Genomic DNA, 21,527 nt, shown 5'->3' with positions numbered 1-21,527 from the left:
CGCCATGATCCGCCACGGATGCACTCCTCGCACGGCATTTCCGTCGCTTCGCGCTGACGAGGCGTCAACCGACAGGGGCCGCACGGGCAATAGATGAGCGGTGAACGTCTTGGGTCGATCTTGTTGAGACGGCAAAAGTCTTGGCATGAACACTTCCTGTCAACACGCGTAGCTGGTACGACAGTTGAGGCAGAGATCCTGCTAAAGGGAGGTTCCATGAGACGTTCCCGACTTACCGGATTCGTGACCTCGCTCCTCCTCGCCGCCGGCCTCGGTCTCACCGGGGCCGCTTCGGCGCAGGCGTCCTCGACCGCCGTGACCGGCGGCTACGTCGCGCTCGGTGACTCCTACTCCTCCGGGGTGGGCGCGGGAAGTTACATCAGCTCAAGCGGCGACTGCGACCGCAGCACCAAGGCCTACCCCTACCTGTGGAACGCCGCCCACAGCCCCTCCTCGTTCGCCTTCAACGCCTGCTCCGGCGCGAAGACGGACGACGTGCTCGCGGGCCAGCTCGGCTCGCTGAACTCCTCGACCTCTTTGGTGTCCATCACCATCGGCGGCAACGACGCCGGTTTCGCCGACGTGATGACCACCTGTGTGACCAGCTCGGACAGCACGTGCCTGTCCCGCATCAACACCGCCAGGGCGTACGTCGCCAACACGCTCCCCGGCAAGCTGGACACCGTCTACAACGCGATCAGCGCCAAAGCCCCGTCCGCCCGGGTGGTCGTCATCGGCTATCCCCGCTTCTACCTGCTCGGCCAGACCTGCCTCGGCCTCTCCGAGACCAAGCGGTCCGCGATCAACGACGCCGCCGACTACATGGACAACACCATCAAGGCCCGCGCCACCGCCCACAACTTCGTCTTCGGCGACGTCCGCACCACGTTCTCCGGCCACGAGATCTGCTCCGGCGACTCCTGGCTGCACAGCGTCAACTGGCTCGACATCGGCGAGTCGTACCATCCGACCGCGTCCGGCCAGTCCGGCGGCTACCTGCCGGTGCTGAACAACGCGGCATGATCCGTTCAGGCTCACCCGGCAGGGTGACGTCCCCAGGGTGACGTGCTCAGGGTGACGTCCCCAGGGTGACGTGCTCAGGGTGATGTGCTCAGGGTGAGGCCGAAGGTGAGGCGGAGGTCCCGGACGACGGGGTCTCCGCCGCCGTCGTACACGTCACCGAGAACGGCACCGAGTTCGACGTCGCCCGCACCGGACGGCGCACCTCGACGCCCATCTCGTTCCCGGCCGTCCCGCCCCCGGCGTCCGCCGTCACCGTCACCCGCTGCTCCCGCGTACGCGCACCACCCACCGGGAACGACAGCGTCTTCCACCCGGGGTCCGACACCGATCCGTGCGCCGGTACCCACCGGTACTCCACCTGCGCGGGCAACCGGCCCACCGTGAACTCCGCCGTGAACGCGGGCGCCTGCGCGGCCGGCGGCGGACAGGTCCCGGAGTACTCCGTGTGCGCGCCGGTGAGGGTGACGCGCACCGACTGGGCCGGCCCGCTGCTCGCCGACGCGCTGCTCCGCGAGGGCGAGGGAGTCCCGGTGTCCGTGTCCGTGCCGCCGCTCGGCGTGGGGGAGTGCGCAGGGCCGCCCGTCCGGCCGGTGCTCGCGCTGTCGGTCCCGTGTCCGCCCCCGTCGTCGCGATCCAGCAGCGCGTACGTCAGCCCCGCCAGCGCCAGCACGACCGCGAGCACACCCGCCACCAGCACGACGCCGGCCCGCCGGTCCCGTTCCGGCCGCCGGTCCGGCCCGGCGGCGGCCGTGGTCGCCGGGTCCGGGTAGCCGGTGGGCAGCGGCAGCGGCAGCGGCAGCGGCAGCGGCGGGGTCCGGTACGGCTCCGGGGGCGGGGCGGACGCCACCGGCGCGTACGGCGGCACACCGGGTGCGGTGTCCGCCCGCACCGACCCGCCCGCCGCGACCAGCCGCAGCTCCCGCTCCGCCTGTTCGGCGGGCAGCCGCTCGGCCGGGTCCTTGCGCAGCAGCCCCTCGACGACGGGCGCGAGCGGTCCGGCCCACAGCGGTGGCGGCAACTCCTCGTCCACCACGGCCCGCAGCGTGCTGAGCGGGGTGTCCTGCCGGAACGGGGAGATCCCCTCGACGGCCGCGTACAGCAGGACCCCCAGCGACCACAGGTCGGACTCGGGTCCCGGAGTCCGCCCCAGGGCACGCTCCGGCGCCAGGTATTCGGGCGAACCGATCACCTCACCGGTCATGGTCAGCGCGGAACTGCCCTCCACCGTGGCGATCCCGAAGTCGGTCAGCACCACCCGGCCGTCGTTCGCCAGCAGCACGTTGGCCGGCTTCACGTCCCGGTGGAGCACCCCGGCGGCGTGCGCGGCGCGCAGCGCGGACAGCACCTCGGCGCCGATGTGCGCGGCCCGCCGTGGTGGCAGCGGACCCTCTGCCTCCAGCTGGTCGGCGAGGGACAGCCCGCGCACCAGCTCCATCACGATCCACGGCCGCCCGCCCTCCAGCGCCACGTCGTACACCGTGACCACGTTGCGGTTCGCGACCCGGGCCGCCGCCCACGCCTCGCGCTCCAGGCGCGCGTACAGCCGCTCGACCTCGTCGCCGGGCAGCCCGGCCGGTGCCCGCACCTCCTTCACGGCCACCTCGCGGTGCAGCACCTCGTCCCGGGCCCGCCACACGGTCCCCATGCCGCCCTCGCCCAGCGGGGACAGCAGACGGTAGCGGCCCGCGACCACACGTTCCGGACCCGGCTCCTCGGACACGGGCGCCCCCCAAGGCATCTCGCGCGAATCCTCCCCAGAAAAGTAGCTCAGCCCAGCGCGGATGCGGCCCCCCTGAGCACCAGTCCCGTGCCCAGCGCCAGTACGACCAGGGCCGACCCGAGCGGCAGGGCCCGGCGGGCCAGGACGGCCACCGGATGGGCGCTCCAGCGCGGGCGCCGCTCCAGCACCCGCACCGCCCCCGCACCCAGCCGTACGACGGCGAACCCGGCGGTGGTGAGGGTCAGCGCGAGACCGGCTCCGTACGCCACGACGAGCAGCAGCCCGAACCAGGCCTTGCCGAGCGCGGCGGCACCGACCAGGACGACCACGGCGGACGGGCTGGGCACCAGCCCACCGGCGAACCCGAGCAGGATCGTGCCGCGGAGTGTGGGCGCGGTGGGGTGGGTGTGGGTGTGGCCGCCGTGGGTGTGGGTGTGGCCACCATGGTTGTGCCCACCATGGCTGTGCTGGTCGTGGGTGTGGGTGTGGCCACCATGGTTGTGCCCACCATGGCTGTGCCCGTCGTGGGTGTGCGTGTGGTCACCGTTGCTGTGCGGGTGGGGGTGTGCGTGGCCCCCATGGGTGTGTTCCACACCGTCGTGGTGGTGATGGTGGTGGGCGGCGCTGTGTCCGCCGCCCACAGTCGCCAGTTCCCGCTGTTCCGCCGGTTCCTGGACCGCGACGGTCGCCCGCACACGGTCGCGCCAGGCACGGCGGACGAGGGTGACGCCCGCCGCCAGCACCAGGACGCCGCCGGCGAGGCCCAGCCAGGAGATCACCGCCGGTGTGGCCGCCGAACCGGCCGTGACCAGGAGGCCCAGGGCGACCACACCGAGGGTGTGGGTCACGGTGACCGAGGCGGCCATCGGCAGCACGTCCCGTGGCCGCGCCCGCCCCCCGCGCGCCGCCGCCGTCGCGGCCATCAGGGTCTTGCCGTGGCCCGGCGCGAGCGCGTGCAGCGCGCCCAGGGCGACGGCGATGAGCAGGGCCAGACCGGCGAAGCCGACGGTGAGGTCGTGCCGGGCCACGAGGTCGTCCAGGGCCCGGGTCCAGCGGTCGGCACCCCGGGGGAGCACGCCGGCGCCCGGGGCCGCCTGCCGCTCCCTGTCCGCCGAGAGCGCCGGGCCACCGGGCCGCACCCGCAGCGAGGCGGTCCCGGTGTCGGCGGGGGAGGACAGCAGGTCCTGGGGGTAGGAGGTCAGTTCCCGGGACACCGACTCCTTCGGCACGTCGGTGGCGGTGAGCGTCATGCGGTCGCCCCGCGCCGTGATCTCCCGCCAGCCGGGCCCGCCGGCGGCTCCCGCGCCCCGGAAGCCGAGGGTGACCGTGCTCGCGCGGGGCAGCGGGGCGGTCAGCCGGCACTCCACGCGCAGGGTGTCGAGGCCGGCCTGGCCGGGACGCGTGCGCGCGCTGCCGCGGACGGCCGTGAGGGCGGTCGGGCGCCCGTCGACCCGGAGGCCGCTGCCGGCGGCGGCCCGTGCGCACCGCTGCCGGGCCCAGGCGCCCAGCCCCAGCCGCTCGATGTCGGCCTTGGCCTGGGTCGCCGGGATCTCGGCGAGGTCCTCCACATGGTCGACGCGGAGCTGTCCGGGAGCGGCGACCAGGCCGTCGTAGCGATTGACGGTGAAGTTGCCGAGCGGGTGCGCGTTCGCGGTGCCGGCCGGGAGGAGGGCCAGGCCGCACAAGGCGATCAGCACGCACAGCAGACGGGGTGTCATCCGGCGCGGACGCGGTTCCGACGGGCGTGGACGCGGTGTCACTCGGCTCCCTCCAGCGCCTCGCGGGCCCGCGCCGCACCCAGCGGGGAGAAGCCGGGGTTCAGCTCCAGGGCCGAGGTGAGCCAGGCGCGGCCGGCCGCCCGGTGTCCGGTGGCCAGCTCGATCACGCCCCGGTGGTAGCGGAAGGCGGCGCTGCGGTAGCCGGTGGCGGTGGCCCGGCGGGCGTAGGGCAGGGCCTCGGCGTCACGGCCGCTCACGTGCAGCGCCCAGGCGAGGGCGTCGGCGGTGTGCACGGTGTGCCGACGGGCCCATTCGGCGCGGGCCGCGCGCAGGGCGGCCCGCTTGTCACCGTGGTCGGCGGCGGCCAGCGCGGTGTCCAGGTCGGCGTTGACGCCGTTGGCGCGGGCCAGGGCGGTCCAGGCGTCGACGAGGGCGTACTGCCGCCGGGCCCGCGCCCGGTCACCGGCCGCGCCGCGCGCCTCGTACAGCTCGCCCAGTTCGACCAGCGGGCCGGGCAGCGGGGAGCGGGCGACCACCGTCTCCATGTCCGTGATCGCCCCGGCACGGTCACCGCTCGCCGCCCGCGCGCGGGCCCGGCCCTCCAGCGCCGGCAGGTAGCCGTCGTCGGCGGCCAGGGCACGCGCGTAGTGAGTGAGCGCCGCCTTGTAGTCGCCCTGGTTCCAGGCGAGTTGGCCGAGCTGTGTGGCCACGTACGCGGTGTCGCCCGGCGAACCGGCGGCGGACAGCGCCTGCTCCAGGACCCGGCGTGCCGTGGTCACGTCCCCGCGCAACTCGTGCACGTACGCGTACCGGGTGAAGACGGGTACGCCCGGCTTGCGCGCGTCGGCGGTCCCCGCGGCCTCGGCGGCGTCGTCGTACCGGCCGAGCTCGACCAGGGCGTCGATCCGGGAGGACAGCGCGCGCTCGCTGTACGGGTTCCGGCGCAGGGCCGCGTCCGCGAACGCCAGGGCGTCCTTGAAGTCGTGCCGGGCGGCGGCGAGGGCGGCGCGGCCGGCCAGGGCCTGGTCGCCGTCCGGCGCCAGCGACTGGGACCGCCGCAGCGCCTGTTCCGCCCGTGGGTACCGGGACGGGTCGCCCTTGGTCCGCGCCTGCTCGACGTAGGCCAGACCGAGGGTGGCCCAGGCACCGGCGTCCTTCGGCTGGGACCGCAGATGCGTCTGGAGCGCGGTGACGCTCGCGTCCAGATCGCCCCCGCCGAGGACACCCGGGTCGACGGCGCCGACGGATACCGGCGCGGACGCCGGCACCCGGTCCGCACCGAGCGCGATCGCACCACCGGTCAGCGCCACCGCCAACAGGGCCGCGCTCAGCGTCAGTTGAGCCCGCCCCCGCCACAGCCGCCCGAGAGCGCCGACCCGCCGCACGGCGCCGACCCGCTCGTCGCCACCGCACGAGGAGGCCGCCCCGGAAGGTGTCGTGCTGGAGGGCGCGGTCGCCACATCGGAAGGTGTCGTCCTGAAGGGCGAAGGCGAAGGTGAGGGCGAGCGCGAGAGCCCCGATGCGGACGGTCCCGGCGACTCGTCCTCGGCCGTACCCACCCTTCGCCCGTCCTCCGGCTCCGCCACCCTCTGCCCGTCCTGCTCGTCGTCCTGCCCGCGCGGGCCCATGCCTTCTCCTCCGTCGGTCGTGTGGGAGGCGCGGCCCGCCGTGGGGGAGAGGAACACGGGCCGCGCCGGTCTGGGTGGGTGCGGGTCAGTACGGGCGCTGCATGCGCCGGCGCCACCAGGCGAAGGCGGTACCGATCAGCAGGATCCCGGCCGCACCCGAGGCCGCCGACGCGGCGATCAGCACGGTGTTGCCGGAGCCGCCGGAGGCCCCGGCCGGCTGGAGGGCGTCCCCGAGCCGGCTGCGCACGTCCGTCCCCGCCGTCGTGCCCTTGGCCAGCGAGCCGCGCGAACCGGACGTGGGCTGGGCGACGTACGGGAAGTAGTTCTCGAACTTCTTGTCGTTCTTGTCGACCGCGTCGCCCAAGTCGTTCTTGGAACCGACCAGTTCGCCCTCGACCACCTGGAGGGACGCGTCGATCACGTCGTCGGTGAGCCGACGGCCGTTCGGGAAGCCCGCGTTGTCGCCGTCCAGCACCCCCAGCCGCTTCGGGTGCATGCTCGGCTTGACGGAGGTGTTCAGCCGCAGCTCCTCCGAAGGCCGCACGTTGGGCGGCTGGTTGAGGCCCTTGACGCCCTTGAGGAAGACGTCGACCAGGTCGTTGCGCGGCTCGGCGGGTGCCTTGATCTTGTAGATCGACTCGATGAGCTTCGGCAGCTCCGGGTTGGTGACGTTCTTCAGGAACTGCGCGTCGTACGCGGGCTGGGACGCGTTGAACCTGTCCTTGTCCTTCTGCGGGTTGACGACCTCGTTGACCAGCGGGTTGCCGAGGCGCGAGACCTGGCTGTAGTAGCCCTGCGCGTTGCGCCGCTGGGTGGTCGACCAGACGCCGACGACCGGCTGGTGGGCGGACTCGCGGATCAGCTCGTTCGGCACCTGGAGGGCGATGGTGTTGACGTTGTAGCCCTTGAGGGTGTCCCGGCCGACCTCGGTGAGGTTCCCGCCGTACAGCAGGTCGAAGACGCGCAGGTCCAGGAAGAACGGGTCGTCCGCCTGCCCGGCGAAGGTCGCGGCGCCGCCCGCCGTCCTGTACACCGCCTGCGCGCGCAGCTTGCCGTAGTCCGGCATGGACGCCTTGCCGACGTTCGACGGCGCCACCGGCACGTCGTCGGCCAGCTTGGTCTTCGACATCTCGTGCCCGCCCCGGAGCCTGATGAGATCGATGTCGTAGGTCTGGGTGACGTTGAGGTCGGGGTCGTCCAGGCTGGTGACCGGGCCGGTGTTGTAGAGGAACGTGTTCCCGTTCTTCGTACGGGTCCTGAAGGTGTAGCGGAAGACCAGGTCGCCCTGCGCGTCACCGTTGTTGTCGATGTGGAGGTCGTACTGGGCGTCGTCGGCGAACGTGTAGAAGTTCGGTCCGCCGGCCGGCTCCTCGAAGGGGATCCAGTTCGCCACGATCGTCGTCGTGTCGGGCTTGTCCGGGCTCACGAACGCGTACAGGTCCGTGTTGTCGTACTGCGGGGTGCCCGAGATCAGCGGGGCCTCCCGGTGGGAGGAGGCGGCGGCCGTCCCGGGTTCCAGCGTGGCGACGCCGGCGGCCGTGAGCCCTCCGGCGGCCAGCGCCCCGCAGATGAGCGTGACCAGGCCCGTGCGTCCGGTGCCGCGCCCGGAGTGCGCCCTCCTGGCGAGGGCGCCCCTGGAGAAGAGAGGTGTCATGCCGTCCGTCCTCAGTGCCGACTTGCCTTTGACGGACGGGTATACGGAGCGGGGACGCCGATCGGATTGGTCGGACGGGAAAAACTTTTCGCCGCCCCCGGACCCGCGTTTTCGGCCCGCTGATCCGTACCCCCTCGGGGAGGTGTGTCACGGTGCGGATGCGCGGTGCGCGAGGAAGAGCCGGCTGCGGCCACGGAGAGGGGGCCCGCATGCAGGCGGACGAGCTGCTGGTGCTCGTGGCCGGCGGCGATCACAGGGCGTTCGAGGAGCTGTACGCACTGGTCTCCGGGCCGGTGTTCGGACTGGTGCGACGGGTGGTGCGGGACCCCGCCCAGTCCGAGGAGGTCGCCCAGGAGGTGCTGCTCGAACTGTGGCGCTCCGCGGCCCGGTTCGACCCCGGCCGGGGCAGCGCCCTGTCCTGGATCCTCACCCTCGCCCACCGCCGCGCCGTCGACCGGGTGCGCAGCGCCCGCGCGGCCGGCGAACGCGAGCAGCGCGAGGCCCTGCGCGCCGGGGAGCCCGCGTTCGACCACGTCGCCGAGGAGGTCGAGGCCGGCCTGGAACGCGAGTGGGTGCGCCGCTGCCTGAACCGGCTCACGGCCCTGCAACGCCAGTCGGTGACCCTGGCCTACTACGACGGGTACACCTACCGTGAGGTGGCCGAGCGGCTCTCGCTGCCGCTCGGCACGGTCAAGACGCGGATGCGCGACGGACTCACCCGGCTGCGCCAGTGCCTGGGAGGCGCCGCATGAGCATCCTCGGCAGACTGCTGCGCCGCGAGGACCCGCACTCCCTCGCCGCGCCCTACGCGCTCGACGCGCTGGAACCGGGCGAGCGGCGTCGCTTCGAGAAGCACCTGGCGGGCTGCGACCGCTGCGCCGCCGAGGTGCGGGAGCTGGCCGAGGACGCGGTCCGCCTCGCCTGGTCGACGGCGGCCCCCGCGCCCCCCGCCCTGCGCGAGCGGGTCCTGGCCGCCGTCCGTACCACCCCGCAGGAGCCGGCGCGCGGCCACGCGGGCGCACGGGACCGGACGCCGGCCCGGGAGCGCGCGCCCCAGCTGCCGCCGCACGTCTGGGGCACCCAGCCCCCGCCGGGCCGCGCCCGGACGTCCCGGGCACGCCGCCCCCTCTTCGTCCCGTTCGCCACGGTCACGGCCGCCGCGGCGCTCGTCGTCGCCTCCCTCTTCGCGGTCCAGGCGCACCGCACCGAGGACCGGCTCACCGCCGAGCGGGTCCGGGCACGTGAGATCGCCCACGTTCTGGCCGCTCCGGACGCCCGCGCGGTGAGCAGCGAGGACGCGCGCGGCCGCAGTATCGGAGTAATCGCTTCCGCCTCCGAGCGGGAGGCCGTCGTCACCCTCAGCGGGTACGGCGCCCCGCCCGGCGGGCGCGTGCACCAGCTCTGGCTCATGCGTCCCCGGGTGCAACCGCGCTCCCTGGGCCTCCTCGCGGGCGACACGCCCTTGGTCGCCAAGGGTCTCGACGCCTCCTCGACGTCACTCGCCGTGACCGTCGAGCCTGACGGTGGATCAGCACGGCCCACCGGTCAGCCCATTGTCCAACTCACCCTGAAATCGGTCGGATTCGGAGAGTAGTCAAAGGTGGATGATCAACCACCTTACGGGGAAGGTGAATCCTGTGGCCGAGATACACGCGTGCCCCACCGGGGCGATAGGGTTACCCTGCCCGGGCCGGGTGGACTCGTACGGGTGGGGAGTGACATGGAGCAGATAACAGTGCGCAGCAGGGCCAGGGTCCCTGCGATCACCTGCGGGAGCAGTGCGACCAGTTCGCGGCTCGACCGCCATCTGTCGGTGCTGGCGGGTCCCGCCATACCGCAGCGGGAGACGGTCGAGGCGACGTCGCTGATGCGTGAACTGACGGCGCGGGACTCCGTGCGGCAGCGCAGCGACCGGGGCACGCGAATCGGCCGCGTCTCCCTCTTCGCGCCGCTGCGCCGGCTGCGCCGTTCGCTGTTCGGCGGTCACTGACCGCACCGCAGGGCCCCTGACCCGAGCAGGGGCGCCCGCGCTCAGGCCGCCACACCGTCCCGGCGCAGCGCTGCGATCTCGTCGTCCGTCATCCCCACGGCACGCAGCAGCGCTCCGGTGTGCTGTCCGAGTGCGGGCACGTCACCCATCCGTGCCTCGTCCCCGCCCGGCAGCGTGATGGGGGGCAGCAGCGCCTTCAGCGGCCCGGCCGGCGACCCCACCTGACGCCACCGCTCCCGGGCCGCCAGCTGCGGATGCTCCGCCAGCTCGCGCACGTCCCGCAGCCGGGCGCAGGCGATGCCCGCCTTCTCCAGCCGGGCCAGCGCCTCGTCCGCGTCCAGTACCGCCAGCGCCCCCGCGACCAGGGCGTCGGTCCGCTCCCGGTGCGCCACCCGCGCCGCATTGGTCGCGTACACGGGATCGGTGCCCAGTTCCGGGCGTCCTATGACCTGTTCGGCGAGCCGTCGCCACTCCCGGTCGTTCTGCACCGACAGCAGCACCCGCCCGCCGTCCGCCGTCGGATAGGCGTCGTACGGCGCGATCACGGCGTGCGCCAGCCCGGTGCGGGCCGGCGGCTGCCCACCGTGCAGCGCGTGGTGCAGCGGATGGCCCATCCACTCGGCGAGCGCCTCCAGCATGGACACCTCCACCGGCCCGCCCCGCCCGGTCGTCCCGCGCCGCACGAGCGCGGCCAGCACACCGGAGAACGCGTACATGGCCGCCGCGATGTCCGCGGCCGGGATGCCCGCCTTCACCGGCTGTTCCGGTGTCCCGGTCACCGACACCAGACCCGCCTCGCACTGCACGAGCATGTCGTACGCCCGCTTGTCCGTGTACGGCCCCGAGCCGCCGTAGCCCGAGATGTCCACGGCGATCAGCCGCGGGTGCGCGGCGCACAGCGTGGCCGCGTCCAGGCCGAGCCGGGCCGCCGCGCCGTGCGCGAGGTTCTGCACGAACACGTCCGCGTCCGCGACCAGCCGCCGTACGACGTCCAGGGCGCGCGGGTCCTTGAGGTCCAGCGCGATGGACTCCTTGCCGCGGTTGCACCACACGAAGTGCGAGGCGAGACCGCGGGCCGCGGTGTCGTAGCCGCGCGCGAAGTCGCCGCCGTCGACCCGCTCCACCTTGATGACCCTGGCCCCCAGGTCGGCGAGCTGCCGGGTCGCGAAGGGCGCGGACACGGCCTGTTCGACGGCGACGACGGTGATGCCGTCCAGGGGCAGCGGGAGATGATCCATGGGGTGGATGATCTCCCCTGACCGGCGGCTCTGTCAGCAGTGCGGACTCATTCGGCCCGGGCGTACCTGCGTACGGCGAGCGGCAGGAACACCGCGGTGAGGGCGAGGCTCCAGACCAGTGACCCCGCGACCGGGTGGGCCACCGGCCAGGCGGCGCCCTCCGGGACGGGCGCGTTGCCGAAGAGGTCCCGCAGGGCGGTGGTCACCGCGCTGATCGGGTTCCACTCGGCGAGCGCGCGCAGCCAGCCCGGCAGGTTTCCGGTGGGGATGTACGCGTTCGACAGCAGTGGCAGCACGAAGGAGGCGGCGCCGAGCTGCCCGGCGGCTTCCTCGCTGCGGGACAGCAGGCCCAGGAGGATCCCGGCGCAGGTGCAGGCGAACCGGAAGAGCAGCAGCAGCCCCACGGCACCGGCCGCCCCGGCCGCGGACCCCTCGATCCGCCAGCCCACCGCGAGCCCGGTGAGCAGCAGCGGCACCGTCCCGACGGTCGTGACGAGCAGGTCCGCGACGGCCTGCCCGAGGGGGACGGCGGCCCGGCTCACCGGCATCGTCCGGAACCGGTCCATCACCCCCCGGTGGGTGTCCTGTGCGGCCTGGAACATGCCGGTCATCAACCCGCCGGCGGCCGTGGCGACTAGCAGCCCGGGCACCAGGAAGGAGCGGTACTCGCGGCCGGGCACCGCCAGGGCGCTGCCGAACACGTAGCCGAAGAACAGCAGCATGTTGACCGGCATCAGCTGGGTCAGCACCGCCAGCCCCGGGTTGTTGCGGACCCGGCGCAGCTGCCGGCCCGTCATCGCCAGTCCGTCGTACGCCAACGCGCTCACGCGGCACGCTCCTCACGGTCGGCGGACTCACCGGTGAGCCGCAGGAAGACGTCGTCGAGGGTGGGCGGCCGGATGCCGGCGTCCAGCAACGGCACACCGGCCGCGTCGAGTTCGCGCACCAGGCGGGGCAGGGTCAGCGTCGGATCGGTGGTGACCGCGCCGACCGCGCCGCGCTCACGGTCGAACACGGGCTCCCTGCCGGTCAGCCGGTCGAGCACGGCCGCCGCCCGGGCCAGCGCGCCGGCGTCCGCGACCACCGCCTCCACATGGGACCCGATGAGCGCCTTGAGCTCGGCGGGCGAGCCGGTCTGGGCGACCCGGCCCCGGTCCACCAGGGCGATGTCGTCGGCGAGCTGGTCGGCCTCCTCCAGGTACTGGGTGGTCAGCAGCACGGTCGTGCCGTCCGCCTTCAGCTCGCGCACCGCCTGCCAGATGCGAGCGCGGCTGGCCGGGTCGAGTCCGGTGGTCGGCTCGTCCAGGAAGAGCACGTCGGGACGGCGCAGCAGGCTCGCGGCGAGGTCCAGCCGGCGCCGCATGCCGCCCGAGTACGCCGCCGCCTTCCGGTCCGCCGCCTCGGTCAGCCCGAAGCGCTCCAGGAGCTCGTCGGCACGGGCGGCCGGCCCGCGCACCCGGTGCAGGCGGGCGAACAGCCGCAGGTTCTCCCGGCCGGTGAGGTCCCCGTCGACCGAGGCGTACTGCCCGGTGACCGCGATCCGGCGCCGCACGGCCGCCGCCTCCCGCACGAGGTCGTGCCCGGCGATCCGCGCCGAGCCGCCGTCCGGGCGCAGCAGCGTGGTCAGCAGCCGCACCGCGGTCGTCTTCCCCGCCCCGTTGGGCCCCAGCAGCCCGCAGACCGTGCCCTCGGCCACGGCCAGATCGAGCCCGCGCAGGGCCCGCACAGCGCCGAAGCGCTTCTCCAGACCTTCACTGAGTACAGCGTACGTAATTGTCATGCCGGGACCATACCGCACTACGTACGGCGTACGTAACTAGGATGGTGACCGAGGTGATGAGCGATGGCAGTCCGAGGGGCCGTCCCCGAAGTGATCTGGGCGCGCCCCGAGCGCACCGGACGGGGCCCGAAACCGGCGTACACGCGCGACGACGTCGCCGCCGCCGCCGTCCGGATCGCCGACGCGCGGGGGCTCGACGCGGTGTCCATGCGGCACGTCGCGGCCGAGCTGGGCTGCGGCACCATGTCGCTCTACAACTACGTCCCCCGCAAGGAGGACCTGTACGAGCTCATGGTGGACGCGGTCGGCGCGGAGCACGAGCTGTGGGAGCCGGGCGGCGACTGGCGCGGCGACATGCGCCGGGTGGCCCACCAGACGCGCGAGCTGATGCACCGCCACCCCTGGCTGCCCCGCCTGATGTCCCCGGTGTACGGCTTCAGCCCGAACGCCCTGCGCTACCTGGAGCACTGCCTGGCCTGCCTGGACCCGCTGGAGACGGCGTACGGCACCAAACTGGAGTTCATCGCCATGCTGAACGGCATGGTCACGACCTACGTCCGCAACGAACTCGACACCGCCGAGCGGGCGCGGGCCCTGCCGTGGTCGGAGGACGAGGAGAACGCGGTCCGCATCGCCCACCTGAGCCGCCAGATCGCCTCCGGCGCGTATCCGCGCATGGCGGCGGCGTTCGCCCAGGACCCGGGTCCGATCGATCTGGAGGCGGTGTTCGAGCGGATGGTGGAGAGGGTCATCGACGCGTTCGCGCCGCGCCGGCCGGGCGGATGCGGCACCTGATGCGGGCTGACCGGTGGCTAGAGCAGCACGAACTGTCCGTCCGGGCCCTCCTCGTGGTGGTCGAGGACCGAGGCGGGGTGGCGGGAGGACTGTGGTACCGGCAGGACGCCCGCCTCCCGCAGCTCGGCCGCCGTGACCGGTGACGTCACCCTCAACTCGTCGCGCGACGACCGCAGTTCCGCCAGCAGGGCGAGGACCGTGATCAGCTCCAGCAGCTCCGACGTCCAGGTCTGCGGCCAGACCGCGGGACGGATCGCGGCGAGCGTGCCCGGCTCGACCGGCGCGGTGCGCACCGCGAACCAGCTCTCCAGGACCCGCACCCCGGCCACCTCGTAGTCCCATGCCTCGGGCGGGACGGGCGAGATGCGGCCCTCGTCCAGGTGCAGGGTCTCCTCGTCGCGGTCGTAGTGGAGGGCGAGCGGACGGTTCGGCAGGGGCGCGCGGACGTAGGGGCGCCGCCCGCCGGGCAGCTTGGGGCGCTCGCCGTCCCGGCGCATCAGCCACAGCGCCCGGCGGCCCGCCTCCACGCCGGACGCCCACAGCCCGGGGTCGTCGGTGAGGGGGACGGTGAGGCCGGGGCCGGCCGTCATCAGGATCCAGGCCAGCACGTCCGGTGCCGAGGGGCGCGTGCCCAGACGGGCCGTCAGGTGGTCCAGCAGGCCGGGGGCGAGGTTCGGTTCCGCCCTGCCGGGGCGGCGGTAGAGCGGACGGACGCGGCCCGGGCGCAGCGTGGGCAGGAGCCCGGTCGCCAGCAGCGGGGCGCCGGCGTCACCCGTCTCGACCGTGAACACCTGGTGCGCGTCCGCCACCCGCCACAGCTCGGGACGGGCCGTGTCGATCAGCCGGTGGTCCGGGATCAGCCACTGCTCGTCGAAGGGAGCGGCCAGCACCCGCACCGGCTCCGGGCAGGGCCCCTCGGCGCGCGCGAGCCGCTCGGTGCCGGCGGGTGAACCGGGCAACTGACCCACCGCCGACTGGAGCGTACGGGCGCGGGTGGGCTCGAACAACGCCTCCCGGTCCGGGCCCTGGGCCTTCAGCAGCGCGTCCCAGCGGGCCCTCAGCGAGACCGGGTCCGGTGCCGTCGGCCAGGCGCGGCCCGGCCGCAGCGGTGCGACGGACCACGGCATGAGGTCCGCCAGCAGCGGAGCGTCGTCGTGCGTCACGCACGGCATGCTACGACAGCGGGTAGCGCCCCCGAAGGGGCACGGGGAACCGCGCGACCCACCGCGACGGGCCCCGCGGACGACGGACGGCCCCACCCGGCTGGGCCGGCGGAGCGTTCACGCGTCGAGCGTGACGGTGAACGAGAAGCGGTCGCCCCGGTAGTGGATGACCGCCACGTCCAGCACCCGGCCCTCGCTGTCGTACGTCACCCCGGTGTAGTGCAGGATCGGGCTGAGCAGCGGGACGTCGAGCAGCCGGGCCGTCTCCGGGTCGGCGAGCCGGGCCTCCACGGTGTCCGTGATCCGGCTGATGTCCGCCTTCACCATGTCCCGCAGCACCTTGGTCATCGGCCAGCGGACCAGGTCCTCCGGGTCGATGCCCTCGGCCAGTTCCGGGCGGATGTGGTTGACGGCGTGGTTGGTCGGCTCGCCGGTCTTCTCGTCGCTGCGCAGCCGGTGGTACGTCGCCACCTCCGCGAGATCCGGGAAGTACTCGGCGAGCCCGGCCGGCACCGGCACGCGACCGTGGCCGAGCAGCTCGGTCGTCATCCCGGACTGCTGGGCCACGATCGCGTCCACCGAGCCCAGCAGCCGGACCGGGGCCCCGCGCCGCGCTCCGGGCTCGATGAACGTGCCGCGCCGCCGGTGCCGGCTGATCAGACCCTCGTCCTCCAGCTCCTTCAACGCCTGCCGCATGGTCAGCACGCTCACCCCGTAGTGCTCCGCCAGCCGCTCCTCGGTGGGCAGGCGCAGCGGATCCTCGGGGGAGCGGCCCAGTATCGAGGCGCGCAGCGACTGCGACACCTGGTACCACAGCGGCAGCTTGCGGTTCAGGACGATCGAATCCGGGGCGAAGGAGGTCACGCGGTTATCCGTACCTGGCGGAGAACGTCCGGCGCAACGGAGGCGGTCAGCCCCTGAAGTGCCGCTCCAGTCCCTGCCACACGTCGTCGTAGCGCCGCTGGAGGTGGTCGGCGCCCGCCGCCTGCGGGGTGAGGGCCACCGGCCAGCGGGTCTCGAACATGAACGCCAGTCCGTCGTCGAGCTTCTGCGGCTTCAGCTCGGCCGCGCTCGCCCGGTCGAACGTCTCCCGGTCCGGGCCGTGCGCCGACATCATGTTGTGCAGCGAGCCGCCGCCGGGCACGAAGCCCTCCGCCTTGGCGTCGTAGGCGCCCTCGATCAGGCCCATGTACTCGCTCATCACGTTCCGGTGGAAGTACGGCGGCCGGAACGTGTCCTCGCCCACCAGCCAGCGCGGCGCGAAGACCACGAAGTCCACGCCGGCCAGGCCCGGGGTGTCCGACGGGGAGGTCAGCACCGTGAAGACGGAAGGGTCCGGGTGGTCGTAGGAGATGGTGCCGATCACATTGAACCGGCGCAGGTCATAGATGTACGGCACATGGTTGCCGTGCCAGGCGACCACGTCCAGGGGGCTGTGGTCGTAGGTCGCCGTCCAGAGGTTGCCGCAGAACTTGTTCACCACCTCCACCGGCCCCTCGACGTCCTCGTACGCCGCCACGGGAGCCCGGAAGTCCCGGGGGTTGGCGAGCCCGTTGGCACCGATCGGGCCCAGGTCGGGCAGCCTGAACGGAGCCCCGTAGTTCTCGCACACATAGCCGCGGGCCGACTCATCGAGCAGCTCCACACGGAAGCGCACTCCACGGGGGATCAGCGCCACATGGCCCGGCTCCACATGGAGCCGGCCGAACTCGGTGTGCAGCAGCAGCCCGCCGCGCTCGGGCACGATCAGCAGTTCGCCGTCGGCGTCCGAGAAGATCCGCTCCATCGAGGCGTTGGCGTGGTACAGGTGCACGGCCATGCCCGTGCGCTGGGTCGCGTCGCCGTTGCCGCCCAGCGTCCAGAGGCCGGCCAGGAAGTCGGTGCCGGCCGGGGGCTCCGGCAGTGGGTTCCAGCGCAGCCGGTTGGGGTCGGGCACCGCCTCGGTGAAGGGAGCCGTGCGGATCGCGCCGTTGCCGGTGCGGGTGAACGCGGGGTGCGCGGCCGAGGGGCGGATGCGGTAGAGCCAGGAGCGCCGGTTGTGCGCACGCGGCTCGGTGAACGCCGTACCGCTCAACTGCTCCGCGTACAGGCCCAGCGGCGCGCGCTGCGGCGAGTTGCGGCCCTCGGGCAGGGCGCCCGGCACCGCCTCCGAGGCGTGTTCGTTGCCGAACCCGGTGAGATACGACAGCCCCTCGGCGGTCTTCCGTGCTCCCCCGCGCTCGAACACGCTCGCGCGGGAGGTGCCCCCATCGCTCATGATCGCTCCTTGTGCTCCCGATTCCTATGCATCACCGTAGGAATGAGTGGGGGTCCGCGCAAGAGGGGTCGTGGTCCTCCCCGCGGGGTAGGGCGGGAACCAGACTTCAGGGGGATCCGGAGCGCCGCGCTGCTGTTCTACGCTCCCGGTCATGTCGTGGACGAAGTGGACGCGTGGAGCCCTCGCCGCGCTCGCGGTGGGCGTCCTGCTGCCGCTCGGAGCGGCGGCCTGCACCAGCGGTGAGGCGCACGGCGGGACGACCGTCTCGCCGTCGCCCGTGGGGAAGGTGCTGGACGACACCGACGAGACCGGCCGGAACCTGCGCGAGGTGGCCCAGCGGAACGCCCCCGAGGCCGCCGTGGAAATCACTCCGGACTCGGCCGGCGGCTGGGACGTCCGGCTGACCCTCCGTCACTTCCGGCTCTCCGCGCCCGGCACCCGGCCGGCGGCGGCCATCGGCCGTGGGCTCGCCCACCTGTTCGTCGACGGCCACCGGGTCGCCCGGCTGCGCACACCCACGTACCACCTGGCCGCCGGTCTCGTGTCGCACGGCACCCACCAGGTCACCGTCCGCCTGTACGCCGACGACGGCACGGTGTGGGCCGTCCGCGGCAAGCCGGTCCAGAGCACCGCCGACATCACGGTGTCCGACGCGGAGACGGGCACGGGATGAGCGCCGCCCGGAACGCCGACCTCACGGGCGGATGAGGTCACGGTCCCGTGCGCCGGCGGGATGGGGACCATCGGTTCTGTGTGCCGCCGGTGGATGGGGAGCACGGCGTCCTGTGCCGCCGGTGGATGAGGCCGCGGCCCTTTGCGTCGCCGGTGGATGACGGCCACGGCTCTCTGTGCCGCCGGTGGATGACGGCCACGGTCCTCTGTGCCGCCGGTGGATGACGGCCACGGCTCTCTGCGTCGCCGGTGGATGACGGCCACGGCTCTCTGCGTCGCCGGTGGATGACGGCCACGGTCCTCTGTGCCGCCGGTGGATGAAGGCTACGGCCCTGCGCGTCACCAGCGTATGGGGAGCGTGGCGTCCTGTGCCGCCGGCGGGCGAGGGGCACCGGCACCCGGCGCCGCCGGCGAATGAGTGCAAGGGCCACCTGTCTCCGTACTGTGGGGGGAGGTTCACCGGACCCCGGCGGAAAGGCATCATGAAGCCCGTGCCCCAAGCGACATCGCTCCGCCGCGCGCCCGTCCAGCGGCGCAGTGCCGAACGGCTGACCAGGATCCTGGACGCCTGCGCCGAACTCCTCGACGAGGTCGGCTACGACGCCCTGAGCACGCGCGCGGTCGCCCAGCGCGCCGGCGTGCCCATCGGCTCCGTCTACCGCTTCTTCGGCAACAAGCGGCAGATGGCCGACGCCCTCGCCCAGCGCAACCTGGAGCGGTACGTCGAGCGTGTCACCGAGCGGCTGAAGAAGGCCGGCAAGGGGGACTGGCGGGCGGCCATGGACGCCGTCCTGGACGAGTACCTGGCCATGAAGCGCACGGCGCCCGGCTTCTCCCTGGTGGACTTCGGCAACCAGATCCCGGTCGGCTCCCGCCACACCGAGCCCAACACCCGGGTCGCCGACCGGCTCACCGACCTGCTCGGCGGCTATCTCGGCCGTACCCCGGACGCGGACCTGCGGCGGGTCTTCCTGGTCGCCGTGGAGAGCGCCGACACCCTCGTCCAGCTCGCCTTCCGGATCGATCCGCAGGGCGACGAGGCGATCATCACGGAGACCCGGGAACTGCTCCGGGCGTATCTGGGGCGCGTGCTGGACTGAGACACGGACCGACGCCGGTCGACGTGTCACCCGACGGCCGGCCGGGGCGACTGGGGTGCCCCCCCAGGGCCGTGGCCCGGTCGGTGTGCCCCCCCAGGGCGGTGGCCCGGGGTCGGTGTGCCCCCGAGGCCGGCGAGGGTCGACCGGAGTGTCCTCGCAAGGCCGGCGGCCGTCGGCCGACGTGTCACCCGACGCCCGACGCCCGACGCCCGACGCCCGACGCCCGACGCCCGACGCCCGACGCCCGACGCCCGACGCCCGACGCCCGACGCCCGACGCCCGACGCCCAGCGTCCAACGCCCGGCGTCCAACGCCCGGCGTCCAACGCCCGGCGTCCAACGCCCGGCGTCCAACGCCCGGCGTCCGTCGGCCTCAGCGCGCGTCCGGGTGGACGGGGTGCACACAGGGCCTCCCCTCCGTGCATACCGGTCGGTATGCTCAGCCCAGCCGGTCCGCCCGCTCGTGCGCGGGTGACCCCGTCGCCGACCCCTCCGGGAGGACCCGTGTCCCGCACCGCCCTGCGAATCTGCCCCCTGTGCGAGGCCACCTGCGGGCTGAGCCTCACCGTCGAGGGCACCCGCGTCACCGGCGCCCGAGGTGACCGGGACGACGTCTTCAGCAAGGGGTTCATCTGCCCCAAGGGCGCCGCCTTCGGTGCCGTCGACGGCGACCCCGACCGGCTGCGCGCCCCGCTCGTCCGGGAGAACGGCAGCCTGCGCGAGGCCACCTGGGAGGAGGCCTTCGACGCGGTCGCCGCGGGCCTGCGCCCGGTGGTGGAGCGGTACGGACCCGACGCCGTGGGCGTGGTCCTCGGCAACCCCAACGTGCACACCATGGCCGGCGCCCTGTACCCGCAGGTCCTGCTCGGCGCCCTGCGCACCCGCAGCCTGTTCACCGCCTCCACGGTCGACCAGATGCCCAAGCACGTCTCCAGCGGGCTGCTGTTCGGCGACGCGGGCGCCATCCCGGTGCCGGACCTCGACCACACCGACCACCTGCTGCTCATCGGCGCCAACCCCCTTGAGTCCAACGGCAGTCTGTGCACCGCCCCCGACTTCCCCGGCCGGCTCAAGGCACTCAAGGCGCGCGGCGGACACCTCACCGTCGTGGACCCGCGCCGCACCCGCACCGCGAAGCTCGCCGACCGCCACCTGGCGATACGCCCCGGCACCGACGCCCTGCTGCTCGCCGCGACGGCCCACACCCTCTTCACGGAGGACCTGGTCGACCTCCGCCACCTGGCCCCGCACGTCGAGGGGCTCGACGAACTCCGGGACGCACTGGCCGACTTCACCCCCGAGGCTGTGGCGCCCGCCTGCGACCTGGACGCCGGTGTCATCCGCACCCTCGCCCGCGAGCTCGCCGCCGCCCCGACCGCCGCCGTCTACGCCCGCATCGGCAGCTGCACCGTCCCGCACGGCACCCTGGCCAGCTGGCTGGTCGACGTCCTGAACATCCTCACCGGCAACCTGGACCGGCCCGGCGGCGCGCTCTTCCCGCAGGCCGCCACCGACCGCACGCCCCGCCCTGCGGGCCCCGGCCGCGGCTTCGCGCTCGGCCGCTGGCACTCCCGGGTGAGCCGGCACCCGGAGGCCAAGGGGGAGTTGCCGCTCGCCGCGCTCGCCGAGGAGATCGACACCGCGACCGACGAGGAGGCCCCGGTCCGCGCGCTGATCGCCGTCGCCGCCAACCCCGTGCTCTCCGCGCCCGACGGGGACCGGCTCGACAAGGCCCTGGAGTCCCTGGACTTCATGGTCAGCGTCGACCCGTACCTCAACGAGACCTCGCGCCACGCCCATGTCGTCCTGCCCCCGCCGCCGCCCTCCCAGAGCCCGCACCACGACTTCGCCTTCAACACCCTGGCCGTGCGCAACCAGGTCCGCTACACCCGCCCCGCCGTCCCGCTGGAGCCCGGCCGCATGGCGGAGACCGAGATCCTCGCCCGGCTGGTCCTGGCCGCCACGGGAATGCACGGGGCCGACCCCGCCGCCGTCGACGCGATGGTCATCGACCAGACCCTCGGCAAGGCCGTCCAGGACGCGCACGGGCCGGTGCACGGACGCGACCCGCAGGAGCTCGCCGCCCGGCTGACCGGCGACAACGGCCCCGAGCGACGGCTCGACATGATGCTGCGCCTCGGCCCGTACGGCGACGGCTTCGGCGCCCGCCCCGACGGGCTGACCCTGGAGAAGCTGCTCGCCCACCCGCACGGCATCGACCTCGGCCCGCTGCGCCCGCGCCTGCCGCAGCCGCTGAAGACCCGCAGCGGCAGGGTCGAGCTGCTGCCCGGGCCCATCGCCGGCGACCTGCCCCGGCTCCGCGCGGCCCTGCGCGAGCGGCCCGCGGGCCTCGTCCTCGTCGGCCGCCGCCATCTGCGTTCCAACAACAGCTGGATGCACAACGTGCCCGCGCTCACCGGCGGCAGCAACCGCTGCACGGTGCACATCCACCCGGAGGACGCGGCCCGCCTCGGCGTCCGGGACGGCGCGGACGTCCGGGTGAAGGGCGCCGGGGGAGAGGTGGTGGCGCCCGCGGAGGTCACCGACGGCGTCCGGCCCGGTGTGGTGAGCCTGCCGCACGGCTGGGGCCACGACCGTCCCGGCACCCGGCTGCGCCACGCCTCCACCGACCCCGGCGTCAACGTCAACCAGCTGCTCGACGGCAGCCTGCTCGACCCGCTGTCGGGCAACGCGGTCCTCAACGGCGTCCCCGTCGAGCTCACGGCGGTCACAGCACTGCCGTGACCTGGACTTTCGCGCTTATTGCTCGCGCGTCAACATCTTGTTAAC

19 protein-coding genes are annotated in these 21,527 nt (G+C 73.7%); 9 read left to right on the top strand and 10 right to left on the bottom strand.

What is annotated here, in order from left to right:
- The first annotated feature begins 216 nt into the window (after nt 1–216).
- Nucleotides 217–1,023, top strand: coding sequence for an SGNH/GDSL hydrolase family protein (locus tag ACH4LD_RS14120; protein ID WP_132786381.1), 807 nt, complete (start codon nt 217–219; stop codon nt 1,021–1,023).
- Between the two features lie 88 nt (nt 1,024–1,111).
- Here the strand turns inward: ACH4LD_RS14120 and ACH4LD_RS14115 are convergent, their stop codons facing one another.
- The 4 genes from ACH4LD_RS14115 to ACH4LD_RS14100 all read right to left on the bottom strand — a co-directional run bounded on the left by ACH4LD_RS14115 (nt 1,112) and on the right by ACH4LD_RS14100 (nt 7,743).
- Nucleotides 1,112–2,761 (bottom strand): serine/threonine-protein kinase, encoded by a 1,650-nt coding sequence (locus ACH4LD_RS14115; RefSeq protein ID WP_398055717.1) that lies wholly within the window; start codon nt 2,759–2,761, stop codon nt 1,112–1,114.
- Nucleotides 2,762–2,790: 29 nt separating this feature from the next.
- Nucleotides 2,791–4,461 (bottom strand): nickel transporter, encoded by a 1,671-nt coding sequence (locus ACH4LD_RS14110; protein WP_398055718.1) that lies wholly within the window; start codon nt 4,459–4,461, stop codon nt 2,791–2,793.
- Between the two features lie 38 nt (nt 4,462–4,499).
- Nucleotides 4,500–6,089 carry a tetratricopeptide repeat protein gene (locus ACH4LD_RS14105; protein ID WP_398055719.1) on the bottom strand — a complete coding sequence of 530 codons (1,590 nt, stop codon included), beginning with the start codon at nt 6,087–6,089 and terminating at the stop codon, nt 4,500–4,502.
- Between the two features lie 85 nt (nt 6,090–6,174).
- Nucleotides 6,175–7,743, bottom strand: a complete 1,569-nt coding sequence (locus tag ACH4LD_RS14100; protein ID WP_398055720.1) for a DUF4331 domain-containing protein — start codon at nt 7,741–7,743, stop codon at nt 6,175–6,177.
- A 209-nt stretch (nt 7,744–7,952) separates the two neighbouring features.
- On the opposite strand from ACH4LD_RS14100, the gene ACH4LD_RS14095 reads away from it, so the two are divergent.
- The 3 genes from ACH4LD_RS14095 to ACH4LD_RS14085 all read left to right on the top strand — a co-directional run bounded on the left by ACH4LD_RS14095 (nt 7,953) and on the right by ACH4LD_RS14085 (nt 9,733).
- Nucleotides 7,953–8,495 carry a sigma-70 family RNA polymerase sigma factor gene (locus tag ACH4LD_RS14095; protein ID WP_103812322.1) on the top strand — a complete coding sequence of 181 codons (543 nt, stop codon included), beginning with the start codon at nt 7,953–7,955 and terminating at the stop codon, nt 8,493–8,495.
- Nucleotides 8,492–9,337: an anti-sigma factor domain-containing protein gene (locus tag ACH4LD_RS14090; protein ID WP_398055721.1), complete on the top strand. Its 846-nt coding sequence runs from the start codon at nt 8,492–8,494 to the stop codon at nt 9,335–9,337. Before ACH4LD_RS14095 ends, ACH4LD_RS14090 begins: the two co-directional genes overlap by 4 nt.
- Nucleotides 9,338–9,463: 126 nt before the next feature.
- Nucleotides 9,464–9,733 (top strand): hypothetical protein, encoded by a 270-nt coding sequence (locus tag ACH4LD_RS14085; protein WP_132786386.1) that lies wholly within the window; start codon nt 9,464–9,466, stop codon nt 9,731–9,733.
- 41 nt (nt 9,734–9,774) lie between these two features.
- On the opposite strand, the gene ACH4LD_RS14080 is transcribed toward ACH4LD_RS14085, so the two are convergent.
- The 3 genes from ACH4LD_RS14080 to ACH4LD_RS14070 are packed head-to-tail and all read right to left on the bottom strand — an operon-like array spanning nt 9,775 to nt 12,751.
- Nucleotides 9,775–10,971 (bottom strand): CaiB/BaiF CoA-transferase family protein, encoded by a 1,197-nt coding sequence (locus ACH4LD_RS14080; protein ID WP_132786387.1) that lies wholly within the window; start codon nt 10,969–10,971, stop codon nt 9,775–9,777.
- A 47-nt stretch (nt 10,972–11,018) separates the two neighbouring features.
- On the bottom strand, nt 11,019–11,798 hold the full coding sequence (locus ACH4LD_RS14075; protein ID WP_132786388.1) for an ABC transporter permease: 780 nt from the start codon (nt 11,796–11,798) through the stop codon (nt 11,019–11,021).
- Nucleotides 11,795–12,751 (bottom strand): ATP-binding cassette domain-containing protein, encoded by a 957-nt coding sequence (locus ACH4LD_RS14070; RefSeq protein WP_398055722.1) that lies wholly within the window; start codon nt 12,749–12,751, stop codon nt 11,795–11,797. Before ACH4LD_RS14070 ends, ACH4LD_RS14075 begins: the two co-directional genes overlap by 4 nt.
- Before the next feature lie 63 nt (nt 12,752–12,814).
- Between ACH4LD_RS14070 and ACH4LD_RS14065 the strand changes: the two genes are divergently transcribed.
- Nucleotides 12,815–13,546: a TetR/AcrR family transcriptional regulator C-terminal domain-containing protein gene (locus tag ACH4LD_RS14065; protein ID WP_398055723.1), complete on the top strand. Its 732-nt coding sequence runs from the start codon at nt 12,815–12,817 to the stop codon at nt 13,544–13,546.
- A gap of 17 nt (nt 13,547–13,563) precedes the next feature.
- Here ACH4LD_RS14065 and ACH4LD_RS14060 read toward each other — a convergent pair whose 3' ends face one another.
- From ACH4LD_RS14060 to hmgA, 3 genes are all read right to left on the bottom strand, one after another.
- On the bottom strand, nt 13,564–14,718 hold the full coding sequence (locus ACH4LD_RS14060; RefSeq protein WP_398055724.1) for a type ISP restriction/modification enzyme: 1,155 nt from the start codon (nt 14,716–14,718) through the stop codon (nt 13,564–13,566).
- Nucleotides 14,719–14,826: 108 nt separating this feature from the next.
- Nucleotides 14,827–15,573: a GntR family transcriptional regulator gene (locus ACH4LD_RS14055; RefSeq protein WP_132786392.1), complete on the bottom strand. Its 747-nt coding sequence runs from the start codon at nt 15,571–15,573 to the stop codon at nt 14,827–14,829.
- A gap of 46 nt (nt 15,574–15,619) precedes the next feature.
- Nucleotides 15,620–16,966: a homogentisate 1,2-dioxygenase gene (hmgA, locus tag ACH4LD_RS14050; protein WP_132786393.1), complete on the bottom strand. Its 1,347-nt coding sequence runs from the start codon at nt 16,964–16,966 to the stop codon at nt 15,620–15,622.
- A 151-nt stretch (nt 16,967–17,117) separates the two neighbouring features.
- On the opposite strand from hmgA, the gene ACH4LD_RS14045 reads away from it, so the two are divergent.
- From ACH4LD_RS14045 to ACH4LD_RS14030, 4 genes are all read left to right on the top strand, one after another.
- Nucleotides 17,118–17,639, top strand: coding sequence for a hypothetical protein (locus tag ACH4LD_RS14045; RefSeq protein WP_398055725.1), 522 nt, complete (start codon nt 17,118–17,120; stop codon nt 17,637–17,639).
- A gap of 481 nt (nt 17,640–18,120) precedes the next feature.
- Nucleotides 18,121–18,738, top strand: coding sequence for a TetR family transcriptional regulator (locus ACH4LD_RS14040; protein ID WP_398055726.1), 618 nt, complete (start codon nt 18,121–18,123; stop codon nt 18,736–18,738).
- A 117-nt stretch (nt 18,739–18,855) separates the two neighbouring features.
- Entirely contained in the window at nt 18,856–19,212 is a 357-nt protein-coding gene (locus ACH4LD_RS14035) for a hypothetical protein (protein WP_398055727.1), read from the top strand.
- A 29-nt stretch (nt 19,213–19,241) separates the two neighbouring features.
- Complete coding sequence (locus ACH4LD_RS14030) at nt 19,242–21,482, top strand: molybdopterin oxidoreductase family protein (RefSeq protein WP_398055728.1); 2,241 nt, start codon at nt 19,242–19,244, stop codon at nt 21,480–21,482.
- The last annotated feature ends 45 nt before the right edge of the window (nt 21,483–21,527 follow it).

Origin of the sequence: Streptomyces sp. NPDC017676 (assembly GCF_044329325.1) — a bacterium.
Classification (GTDB): Bacteria; Actinomycetota; Actinomycetes; order Streptomycetales; family Streptomycetaceae; genus Streptomyces.
This window is presented reverse-complemented; position numbering and strand designations above follow the sequence as displayed.

Coding starts and splice junctions, on each gene's coding strand:
- ACH4LD_RS14120 (WP_132786381.1), top strand. CDS start 217: ATGAGACGTTCCCGACTTACCGGATTCGTGACCTCGCTCCTCCTCGCC.
- ACH4LD_RS14115 (WP_398055717.1), bottom strand. CDS start 2,761: ATGCCTTGGGGGGCGCCCGTGTCCGAGGAGCCGGGTCCGGAACGTGTG.
- ACH4LD_RS14110 (WP_398055718.1), bottom strand. CDS start 4,461: ATGACACCCCGTCTGCTGTGCGTGCTGATCGCCTTGTGCGGCCTGGCC.
- ACH4LD_RS14105 (WP_398055719.1), bottom strand. CDS start 6,089: ATGGGCCCGCGCGGGCAGGACGACGAGCAGGACGGGCAGAGGGTGGCG.
- ACH4LD_RS14100 (WP_398055720.1), bottom strand. CDS start 7,743: ATGACACCTCTCTTCTCCAGGGGCGCCCTCGCCAGGAGGGCGCACTCC.
- ACH4LD_RS14095 (WP_103812322.1), top strand. CDS start 7,953: ATGCAGGCGGACGAGCTGCTGGTGCTCGTGGCCGGCGGCGATCACAGG.
- ACH4LD_RS14090 (WP_398055721.1), top strand. CDS start 8,492: ATGAGCATCCTCGGCAGACTGCTGCGCCGCGAGGACCCGCACTCCCTC.
- ACH4LD_RS14085 (WP_132786386.1), top strand. CDS start 9,464: ATGGAGCAGATAACAGTGCGCAGCAGGGCCAGGGTCCCTGCGATCACC.
- ACH4LD_RS14080 (WP_132786387.1), bottom strand. CDS start 10,971: ATGGATCATCTCCCGCTGCCCCTGGACGGCATCACCGTCGTCGCCGTC.
- ACH4LD_RS14070 (WP_398055722.1), bottom strand. CDS start 12,751: ATGACAATTACGTACGCTGTACTCAGTGAAGGTCTGGAGAAGCGCTTC.
- ACH4LD_RS14065 (WP_398055723.1), top strand. CDS start 12,815: ATGGCAGTCCGAGGGGCCGTCCCCGAAGTGATCTGGGCGCGCCCCGAG.
- ACH4LD_RS14060 (WP_398055724.1), bottom strand. CDS start 14,718: ATGCCGTGCGTGACGCACGACGACGCTCCGCTGCTGGCGGACCTCATG.
- hmgA (WP_132786393.1), bottom strand. CDS start 16,966: ATGAGCGATGGGGGCACCTCCCGCGCGAGCGTGTTCGAGCGCGGGGGA.
- ACH4LD_RS14045 (WP_398055725.1), top strand. CDS start 17,118: ATGTCGTGGACGAAGTGGACGCGTGGAGCCCTCGCCGCGCTCGCGGTG.
- ACH4LD_RS14040 (WP_398055726.1), top strand. CDS start 18,121: ATGAAGCCCGTGCCCCAAGCGACATCGCTCCGCCGCGCGCCCGTCCAG.